This window comes from Nocardioides sp. P5_C9_2, assembly GCF_054049555.1.
In genome coordinates, this window is sequence record NZ_JBFUMD010000093.1 from 1 (window position 1) to 9,599 (window position 9,599).

The following is a 9,599-nucleotide window of genomic DNA, read 5'->3' on the forward strand; positions in this document are numbered from 1 at the left end:
GCAGGGCGGGGCGCACCATCAGCTCGGCCGTGAGCGTGTTGAGCGTCTTGACGACGCGAGCATCGGGGAACGCCCGCTGGATCCGCTCCGCGAGCGAGTCGGTGTCCTTGACGAACAGGGTGGGCGGGAAGCCGGCCGAGAAGTCGAGCGGGTTGCTGATGTCGACCAGCACCTTGCCGGCCAGGTGCTCCGCGCCGGCCGACGACAGCAGGTCGATCGCGGCCCCGCCGCTGCCCGCGTGGACCACGACCTCGGCCCCGGCGGCCGCGTCCGCGAAGGTCGCGAGCGCGACGTCGGCGTGCTCGGCGGCCCAGGTGGCGTACGGCGCGTCGCCGTCCGTGCGAGCCAGCGTGGCGTCGGGGTCCCGGGTGCCGACGACGACGTCGTGGCCGAGCTCGGCCAGGCGGGCCGCGACGGTGCGACCGACCGTGCCGGTGCCGAGGACTGCGTACTTCATGGGTCCCTCCAAGGATCGTGATTGCAGACAGGTCTGTCTACCTGAGGCCCACGTTAGCAGACAGATCTGTCTGCTGCGACGGTACGATCACCTCATGGCGACCACCGGCCCCCTCCCGTCCGCGCGCGAGCGGATCCTCACCACCGCGTTCGCGCTCTTCTACGCCCACGGCATCCGTGGGGTCGGGATCGACCGGATCATCGCCGAGTCAGGCGTGGCGAAGGCGACGTTCTACCGGCACTTCCCCGCCAAGGACGACCTGGTGCTGGCCTACCTCGACCGCGTCGACGACGCCTGGACCGGCCAGCTCCATGCCGCGGCCGCCGCGGCGGGCCCCGATCCCGCGTCCCAGCTCGTGGGTGCCTTCGACGCCCTCGGCAACGCCTGCCGGCGCGACGGCTATCGCGGCTGCGCCTTCATCAACGCCGCCGCGGAGACCCCGGCCGGCAGTCGCGTCCACGACCGGACGCTGGCGCACAAGGAGGCCGTGCGCTCCTGGRTGACCGGGCTGGCAGACGGGGCGGGCGCATCCGACCCCGCGGGCCTGGCTCGCACCCTCACCCTCCTGCTGGACGGCGGGCTGGCCAGCGGTGCCCTCGACGCCCGGCCGGACGCCCCGGTGGCCGCGCGGGCGGCCGCCGAGGCGCTGGTGACGGCCGCGACGACCCCGCGCTGACCGGGCACTTCCGTCGCGCTGGATCGCGCTGACCGGGCACTTCCGTCGCGCTGGATCGCGCCGACGAGGTGCCCGAGGCGTGGTGCGGCACAGTCGGGCAATCCGGTCATCGACAGAAGCGTGCACCGCGGGCCCGCGGTGACGCCTCGCGCGGACCTCCCGGGGTCGTGTCGCCGTGCGGCCAGTCGGGGTGGAAGTGGAGCGTGATGCTCACGGGCCGAGCGACTTCTCGAACCACCAGCCGGCGTCGGGGTTGCCGTTGTAGTCGTCGACCTCGCGGTAGCCCGACGAGCGGTAGAGCGCGACCGCCGGTGCCATGTCCCGCCCGGTGTCGAGGCGGACCACCGTGGCCCCGAGCGCGACCGCCTCGGCCTCCAGCCGCGCCACGAGTCGCCGGGCCAGCCCGCCGCCACGGGCCGACGGTACATGCGCTTGACCTCGCCGACGCCCGGGGAGAGCAGGCGCACGCCCCCGCAGGCGATCGCCTCATCGCCACGCCAGCCCACGAGCCAGGCGCCGTACGGCGCGCGCAGCTGCTCGGGGGTCACCCCGCCGGCCCAGCCGTGGTTGAGGACCACTCCGAGCGAGACGAGCTCGGCCTCGTAGTCCGCGAGCAGGCGCAGCGACTCCGCCGAGTCGGCGGAGGCGGTACGCAGCTCGACCTCAGCCGCCAACGCGGGCCAGCTCCTCCTCGACGACCGAGGGGTCCAGCTTGGTGAAGACGGGCGTCGGCTTGTCGACCTTCGCGCCCACCGTCACCGGACGCGACTCCCAGGCGGGGGTGGCGGAGTAGTCGCCGGTGATCACGGGGTAGGAGACCAGGCCCGCGCCGTTGTCGGGCTCGAGCTCCTCCACCTGCTCGATGCGTGGCATCGGCATGAGCTCGCCCTCGCCGCCGAGGACCAGGTGCACCTTGTTGGCGGCGTGCGGCAGGAACGGCGCGAGGAGGAGGTTGCAGTCGGAGACGCACTGGGCCGCCACGTGGAGGACGGTCGCGAGGCGCTCGCGCTGCGAGTCGTCCTTCATCTTGTACGGCTCGGTGACGGTGAGGTACTTGTTGACCTCTCCGACCACCCGCATCGCCTCGGCGATGCCGGCCCGCAGCCGGTGGTGGCCGAGCAGGTCGCCGATCGTGTCGAAGCCCGTGCGGACGGCGGTCAGGACCGCCTCGTCGACCGGCTCGAGCTCGCCGCGCGCCGGGATCTCGCCGAAGCTCTTGGCGATCATCGTGGCGGTGCGGTTGACCAGGTTGCCCCAGCCCGCCACGAGCTCGGAGTTGTTGCGGGTGACGAACTCGGCCCACGTGAAGGCCGCGTCGGAGGTCTCCGGCCCGGCCGCGCAGATGAAGTAGCGCAGCGCGTCGGGGCCGTAGCGGGCCAGGAAGTCACCGACGTACAGCACGTGACCACGCGAGGTGGAGAACTGCTGGTCGCCCATCGTGAGGTACTCCGACGAGACCACCTCGGTCGGCAGGTTGAGGACGCCGTAGTCCCCCGGCTCCCCACCCCGTGAGCCCTGGCCGTTGTAGGCGAGCAGCTCCGCGGGCCAGATCTGGGAGTGGAAGACGATGTTGTCCTTGCCCATGAAGTAGTACGACAGCGCGTCCGGGTCGTTCCACCACCTGCGCCACGCCTCGGGATCGCCTGAGCGGCGCGCCCACTCGATCGAGGCGGAGAGGTAGCCGATCACYGCGTCGAACCAGACGTAGAGGCGCTTGGTCGGCTGGTCCTCCCAGCCCGGCACCGGGATGCCCCAGTCGATGTCGCGCGTCATCGCGCGCGGCCGGATCTCCTTGAGGATGTTCTGGCTGAACTTGATGACGTTGGGCCGCCAGGTGCCGCTGGCCTCGCGCTCGTCGAGCCACTCCGAGAGAGCGTCGGCGAGCGCCGGGAGGTCGAGGAGGAAGTGCTGGGTGTCGACGAAGCTCGGGGTCTCTCCGTTGATCTTCGACCGGGGGTTGATCAGGTCGGTGGCGTCCAGCTGGTTGCCGCAGTTGTCGCACTGGTCGCCGCGCGCGTCGCCGTACCCGCAGATCGGGCAGGTGCCCTCGATGTAGCGGTCGGGCAGGGTGCGGCCCGTCGACGGGGAGATGGCGGCCTGCGTGGTCTGCTCGACCATGTAGCCGTTGGCCAGCACGGTCCGGAACATCTCCTGCACGACGCCGTAGTGGTTGCCGGTCGTGGTGCGCGTGAAGAGGTCGTAGGAGAGACCCAGGTCGGCGAGGTCGGTGACGATGACCGCGTTGTTCTTGTCGGCCAGGTCCTTGGCGCTGACGCCCTCCTTGTCGGCGGTGACGAGGATCGGCGTGCCGTGCTCGTCCGTGCCGCTGACCATCAGGACCTCGTGGCCCGCCATCCGCATGTAGCGGGAGAAGACGTCGGAGGGCACGCCGAAACCGGCGACGTGGCCGATGTGGCGCGGGCCGTTGGCGTAGGGCCAGGCGACTGCGGAGAGGACATGGGTCATGCCACGAATCCTAGTGAGCCTCCGCCAGCACGCCTCCGGCGGTCGCTAGCGTCGTCGTCATGCAGACACTCATCGCCGAGGACCTCCTGCTGCTCCTGCTCGACGACGAGCGGGGGACGCTGGCGGCCTCCGACAAGGTCCAGCCGTTGCTCGGGGGCGCACTGCTCCTCGAGCTGGCGATCGCCGGGCGCGTCGAGGTGAGCGAGAGGTCGAGTCGCTGGAGCACCGCCAAGGTCGTCGCGGTCGGTACGCCGCTCGGCGAGCCCGTGCTCGACGCGGCGATGGCCCGGGTGGCCGAGAAGCCGCGCACCGCGCAGGACCTCGTCGCCCGTCTCGGCAAGGGCACCAAGGAGGTGCTGCTCGACCGCCTGGCCGCCCGCGGTCTGGTGGAGCGCCGCGACGGCAAGGTGCTCGGGCTGTTCCCGCACACGACGTGGCCGGCCCGCGACGCACGCCACGAGGAGTCGGTGCGCGCACTGCTGCAGGGGGTGCTGGTCCAGGGCCTCACCCCGGACCAGCGGACCTCGGCCCTCGTCGCGCTGCTCTCGGCGATCGACCACGCCCACAAGGTCGTCGACCGCGGCGACGTGCCGGTCCGCGAGGTGAAGGCCCGCGCGAAGGCGATCGCCGACGGCGCCTGGGCGGCCAAGGCCGTCAAGGACGCGGTGGCCGCCGCCCAGGCGGCGATCGCGGCGGCGGTCACGGCGAGCATCGCCGCGACCACCGCCAGCAGCGGCTAGGTGTCAGGTGAAGTCGAGGTCTCCGGTGCGGCTGCGCTTGAGCTCGTAGAAGTACGGGAACCTGGCCACGGCCACCGCGCCGTCCCACAGGTCCACGGCGTCCTGGCCACGGGGGATCTTGCTGAGCACCGGCCCGAAGAACGCCGCGCCCTCGATGTGGATGGTCGGCGTGCCGACGTCGTCGCCGACCGCGTCCATCCCCTCGTGGTGGGAGTGCGCGACCGCCTGGTCGAGGGAGGTGTCGTCCATGGCGTCGACCAGGTCGGCGTCCATCCCCGCCTCGGCGAGCGCGGCCGCGACCATGTCCCGGTCCAGGTCGGCCTTCTGGAGGTGGATGCGGTTGCCCATCGCGGTGTAGAGGTCGAGCAGGCGCTCGTTGCCGTAGCGCTGCTCGGCGGCGATGCAGACCCGCACCGGGCCCCAGGCCGGCTCGAGCATCGCGCGGTAGCTGTCGGGGATGTCCTTGTCCTTGTTGAGGTACGCCAGGGACATCACGTGCCACGTGACGTCGATGTCGCGCTGCTGCTCGACCTCCAGGATCCACCGCGAGGTGATCCAGGCGAACGGGCACAGCGGGTCGAACCAGAAGTCTGCCTTCGTCATGACCACAATCAACCACACGCCGGGTCGCGCGATTCCCGTTGACGGCGGGTGGTTGGATGACCGACATGCCTGGAACCAACCTCACCCGGGACGAGGCCGCCACCCGCGCCGCCCTCCTGGACGTCACGTCGTACGCCGTGGACCTCGACCTCACGACCAGCCCTGAGCCTGATGAGAGAGGGACCTTCGGGTCGACGACCACGATCACCTTCACCTGCCGGGAGCCGGGGAGCGCGACCTTCGCCGACCTCGTCGACGCGACCGTCCACGAGATCACCCTCAACGGGCGCTCGCTGGACCCCGCGACGGCGTACGCCGACAGCCGCATCGCCCTCGACGACCTGCAGACCGACAACACGCTCGTCGTGCGCGCGGACTGCACCTACTCCAACACCGGCGAGGGCCTGCACCGCTTCGTGGACCCCGCCGACGACCGGGTCTACCTCTACAGCCAGTTCGAGGTGCCGGACGCGCGCCGCGTGTTCACCACCTTCGAGCAGCCCGACCTCAAGTCCACCTTCACGTTCACCGTGACCGCGCCGGAGGCCTGGAAGGTCGTCTCCAACGCGCCGACCCCCGAGCCGGTGGCGCAGGGTGACGGCACGGCCGTGTGGACCTTCCCGGCGACCGAGCGGATGTCGACGTACATCACCGCGATCGTCGCCGGCGAGTACCACGAGGTCCTCGACATGTACGAGGGCAAGTTCGGCAAGATCCCGCTCGGCCACTACTGCCGCCAGTCGCTGGTCGAGTACATGGACACCGACGTGCTCGTCGAGCTCACCAAGCAGAGCTTCGAGTTCTTCGAGGAGAAGTTCGACTTCCCCTACCCGTTCCACAAGTACGACCAGCTCTACGTGCCGGAGTACAACATGGGCGCGATGGAGAACGCCGGCTGCGTGACCCTGCGCGACGAGTACCTCCCCCGCTCGCGCCAGTCGCGCTCGTTCTTCGAGTTCCGCGCCTCCGTGATCACCCACGAGATGGCGCACATGTGGTTCGGTGACCTCGTCACCATGAGGTGGTGGGACGACCTCTGGCTCAACGAGTCGTTCGCCGAGTGGGCCTGCTACTGGTGCGAGGCCGAGGCCACCGAGTACACCGACGCGTGGACCGGCTTCGCCAACGCTCGCAAGCAGACCGGCTACCGCGCCGACCAGCTGCCCTCGACGCACCCGATCGCCGCCGACAACGTCGACCTGCACGCCGTCGAGGTCAACTTCGACATGATCACCTACGCCAAGGGCGCCTCGGTGCTCAAGCAGCTGGTCGCGTGGGTCGGGCTGGACGCCTTCGTCGCCGGCATCCGGCAGTACTTCAAGGACCACGCCTTCGGCAACACGGAGTTCTCCGACCTGCTGGCCGCGCTGGAGAAGTCCTCGGGCCGCGAGCTCACCTCGTGGGCTCAGGAGTGGCTGCAGACGGCCGGCGTCAACACGCTCGCTCCGGCCTTCGAGCTCGACGCCGACGGCAGCTACACGTCGTTCTCGGTCACCCAGACCGCCCACCCGGACTGGCCGACCCTGCGCCGCCACCGCCTCGGCATCGGCCTGTACGACGCCGACGCCGGCGGCGCGCTGGTCCGTCGCGAGTACCTCGAGGTCGACGTCGAGGGCGCGTCGACCGAGGTCGCGGCGCTCGTCGGCACCCAGCAGCCCGCGCTGCTGCTGCTCAACGACGAGGACCACGCCTACGCCAAGATCCGCCTCGACGAGCGCTCGCTCGCCACGGTGATCGACGGCCTCTCCCGCGTCGAGGACTCGCTGGCCCGCGCCCTCGTCTGGGGTGCCGCCTGGGACATGACCCGCGACGCCGAGATGGCGACCTCCGACTGGGTCCGCCTCGTGCTGGCCAACATCGGCTCGGAGACCGACTCGTGGGGTGTCACGCGGATCCCGACCATGGCCGCGATGGCGGTCAACCGCTACTCGGCCCCGGCCCACCGGGCCGCCCTCAAGGCCGAGTGGGAGCAGGGCCTGCGCGGCCTGTTCCTCGACGCCGAGAGCGGGAGCGACCACCAGCTGACCTTCGCCCGGGCCTACGCCGCGGCCGCCCGCAGCGATGCGGCGTACGACGACCTCCAGGGCCTGCTCGACGGCTCCTTCGCCGTCGAGGGTCTCGCGGTCGACCAGGACATCCGCTGGGAGCTGATCACCGCGCTGGCGCGCGGCGGGCGCATCGGCGAGGCCGGGATCGACGAGGAGCTGGGGCGCGACAACACCATCTCCGGCAAGGAGAAGGCCGCCGCCGCCCGCGTCGCCCAGCCCACCGCCGAGGCCAAGGCCGCCGGCTGGTCGGCCATCCTCGACCCGACCACGCCGAACGAGACCTCCCGGGAGATGGTCTTCTCCATCTTCCGCTCCGACCAGGACGAGGTCGTGGCGCCGTACGTCGAGGAGTTCCTCGAGGCGGCCCCCACGGTCATCGACACGCTGGGCTTCCACAAGGCCTCGGTGGTGCTCGAGTACGGCTTCCCGCTGGCCGTCGGCTCCCCCGAGGTGGTCGCCCGCCTCGACGAGTGGCTCGCCGCGTCGCCCGACGCGCCCACGGGTGCGGTGCGCTACGTCGGCGAGGCACGCGCCGACATCGCCCGGGCCCTGGCCGCCCAGGAGCGCGACGCCCGCTGACCCATCCGACAGGGCGGTGACTCAGCCACATTTCCCGGACGGGGAACGTGGGTGATTCACCGCCCTGTCGGCATGTCGGGGGGACGCGCCGAGGCGGCGGTGATCCAGCCACGAGATCAGCGGCGGGAATGTGGGTGGCTCACCGCTCCCCGCGAGTCGGGCGTCGGGCGTCGGTACGTCGGTCAGCCGGCGTGCAGGGTGTGCTGCGGCCGGGCGTGCTCGGCGAGCATCGCGATGCCCCGGGTGAGGCCACCCACGAAGTCGCCGGCCACGAAGTCCGACTCCAGCTGCAGGACGGCCAGCTCGACCTCGGGGTCGGTCAGGTGACGGCGCACCTCCGTGCCGGTGACCACCTCGATGACCCGGGCCGTCGGGTCGACCAGCAGCATCAGGCTGCGGGACGGCGCCACCAGGCTGGCGTGCAGGCGTCGGGCGTAGGCGCGCGAGTCGCCCTCGACCGCGCCGATGAAGACCGAGAACTCGAAGCGGCACAGCGCCTCGGCGGCGCGGATGGAGCGGTCGATCTCCGCGCTCTCCCGCGAGCTCAGCTCGCGGGTGCGACTGTCACCAGCGGCCACGGGCTCCACCGGTCTCGTCGTGGGTGGCGCCGGACTCGAGCTCCTTGGCGCCCTGGCGCGGGCCCCCGAACCACTGGTCGTCGGCCGCACCGGGGGTGAGCTTCTCCCCCCGGATCATCGCCGGGAGGTAGGTGAGGACCACGATCGCCACGAAGAGGAACAGCGGGACACCGACGAGCAGCATGACCGCCTGCAGCGTGTCGACCTGCTCGGGGTCGCTCCAGCCCTCGGGGACGTCCGCGTGCGCCGGGGCCRCGAGTGCCACCACGGCCAGGCCGGCGGAGACCGCCGCAGCGCGGGCCAGGCGGCGCGAACGCCGTCGGACGGAGATGCTGGACGAGGGCTCGGACGTGATCACGGGAGACACGATATCCGCTCCCGCTCCCGCGGCCGTCGGGTCCTCCCGTCGGATCGGTCACACGCCGTCGCGAGGACTTGGGTTGACCGCTCAGATCGCCATACTGGCCCGATGCTCTCGCTCAACGGCCCCTGCCCCGACGACGCATCCATCTGCAACTTCGTCTACTCCGAGACCGACAGCACGGTGGCCGCGAACGTGGCCGACTGGGTGGTCGGCAAGCCCCTCGCCCTGCTCGGCCTCGCCCTCATGGGACTGGTCGTCCGGTGGGTCCTGCACCGGGTCATCGACCGTCTCGTCCGGCGCGCCGAGACCGGGATGCTCCCCGACCGGCTGAGCCGGGCGGTCACCGGCGGCAAGGTGGGCACCGCCCTGAACCTGCACGAGGCCGCCGGCGCCACCCGGCGGGTGCAACGCGCCCAGACCATGGGCACCCTGCTCAAGAGCATCGTCACCGGGATCATCCTGGCGGTCGTCGTGACGATGATGCTCAGCGAGATCGGCGTCAACATCGCCCCGATCATCGCCAGCGCCGGCATCCTGGGCCTGGCGCTGGGCTTCGGCGCCCAGAGCCTGGTCTCGGACTTCCTGTCCGGCATCTTCATGATCTTCGAGGACCAGTACGGCGTCGGCGACGAGGTCGACCTCGGGGAGGCGGTCGGGACGGTCGAGGCGGTCAGCCTGCGCGTCACCCGGCTCCGCGACGTCAACGGCACCGTCTGGTACGTCCGCAACGGCGAGATCCTGCGTGTGGGCAACATGAGCCAGAACTGGGCGCGCACCGTGCTGGACATCAACGTGGCGTACGGCGAGGACATCGCGCGCGTGCAGCGGGTGCTGGCCGACGTGGCCCACGACCTGTGGCTGGACGAGGACTTCAAGGGCCGGGTCATCGAGGAGCCGTCCGTGTGGGGCGTGCAGGACCTCACCCCGGACGCCGTCGTGCTGCGGGTCGCGCTGAAGACCGCGCCGCTCGAGCAGTGGGCCGTGGCCCGCGAGATGCGCCAGCGGATCAAGGCCCGCTTCGACCTCGAGGGGATCGAGATCCCCTTCGCGCAGCGCGTGATGTGGATGCGGCACGCGGACGAGAAGCC

10 protein-coding genes are annotated in these 9,599 nt (G+C 71.2%); 4 read left to right on the forward strand and 6 right to left on the reverse strand.

Features of this window, described 5'->3' with window-relative positions:
• The coding region (locus ACXJKL_RS06925) for an NADPH-dependent F420 reductase (protein WP_457206323.1) at positions 1-457 on the reverse strand (457 nt) is incomplete at its 3' end.
• 94 nt (positions 458-551) lie between these two features.
• Between ACXJKL_RS06925 and ACXJKL_RS06930 the strand changes: the two genes are divergently transcribed.
• Positions 552-1,133, forward strand: a complete 582-nt coding sequence (locus ACXJKL_RS06930) for a TetR/AcrR family transcriptional regulator (protein ID WP_457206324.1) — start codon at positions 552-554, stop codon at positions 1,131-1,133.
• 210 nt (positions 1,134-1,343) lie between these two features.
• Here the strand turns inward: ACXJKL_RS06930 and ACXJKL_RS06935 are convergent, their stop codons facing one another.
• Positions 1,344-1,610: a GNAT family N-acetyltransferase gene (locus ACXJKL_RS06935; protein WP_457206332.1), complete on the reverse strand. Its 267-nt coding sequence runs from the start codon at positions 1,608-1,610 to the stop codon at positions 1,344-1,346.
• Between the two features lie 186 nt (positions 1,611-1,796).
• Positions 1,797-3,599, reverse strand: coding sequence for a methionine--tRNA ligase (gene metG / locus ACXJKL_RS06940; RefSeq protein WP_457206325.1), 1,803 nt, complete (start codon positions 3,597-3,599; stop codon positions 1,797-1,799).
• Positions 3,600-3,658: 59 nt separating this feature from the next.
• On the opposite strand from metG, the gene ACXJKL_RS06945 reads away from it, so the two are divergent.
• Positions 3,659-4,339 carry a GOLPH3/VPS74 family protein gene (locus ACXJKL_RS06945; protein ID WP_457206326.1) on the forward strand — a complete coding sequence of 227 codons (681 nt, stop codon included), beginning with the start codon at positions 3,659-3,661 and terminating at the stop codon, positions 4,337-4,339.
• 3 nt (positions 4,340-4,342) lie between these two features.
• Here ACXJKL_RS06945 and ACXJKL_RS06950 read toward each other — a convergent pair whose 3' ends face one another.
• Positions 4,343-4,942, reverse strand: coding sequence for a mycothiol-dependent nitroreductase Rv2466c family protein (locus ACXJKL_RS06950; RefSeq protein WP_457206327.1), 600 nt, complete (start codon positions 4,940-4,942; stop codon positions 4,343-4,345).
• A gap of 65 nt (positions 4,943-5,007) precedes the next feature.
• On the opposite strand from ACXJKL_RS06950, the gene pepN reads away from it, so the two are divergent.
• Positions 5,008-7,569: an aminopeptidase N gene (gene pepN, locus ACXJKL_RS06955; RefSeq protein ID WP_457206328.1), complete on the forward strand. Its 2,562-nt coding sequence runs from the start codon at positions 5,008-5,010 to the stop codon at positions 7,567-7,569.
• Positions 7,570-7,751: 182 nt separating this feature from the next.
• Here the strand turns inward: pepN and ACXJKL_RS06960 are convergent, their stop codons facing one another.
• Both ACXJKL_RS06960 and ACXJKL_RS06965 read right to left on the reverse strand, forming a co-directional pair.
• Positions 7,752-8,147 carry a DUF5130 family protein gene (locus ACXJKL_RS06960; protein ID WP_457206329.1) on the reverse strand — a complete coding sequence of 132 codons (396 nt, stop codon included), beginning with the start codon at positions 8,145-8,147 and terminating at the stop codon, positions 7,752-7,754.
• On the reverse strand, positions 8,134-8,505 hold the full coding sequence (locus ACXJKL_RS06965) for a hypothetical protein (RefSeq protein WP_457206330.1): 372 nt from the start codon (positions 8,503-8,505) through the stop codon (positions 8,134-8,136). The genes ACXJKL_RS06960 and ACXJKL_RS06965 overlap by 14 nt, the downstream gene beginning before the upstream one ends.
• A gap of 111 nt (positions 8,506-8,616) precedes the next feature.
• On the opposite strand from ACXJKL_RS06965, the gene ACXJKL_RS06970 reads away from it, so the two are divergent.
• A partial coding sequence (locus tag ACXJKL_RS06970; RefSeq protein ID WP_457206331.1) for a mechanosensitive ion channel family protein occupies positions 8,617-9,599 on the forward strand: 983 nt, incomplete at its 3' end.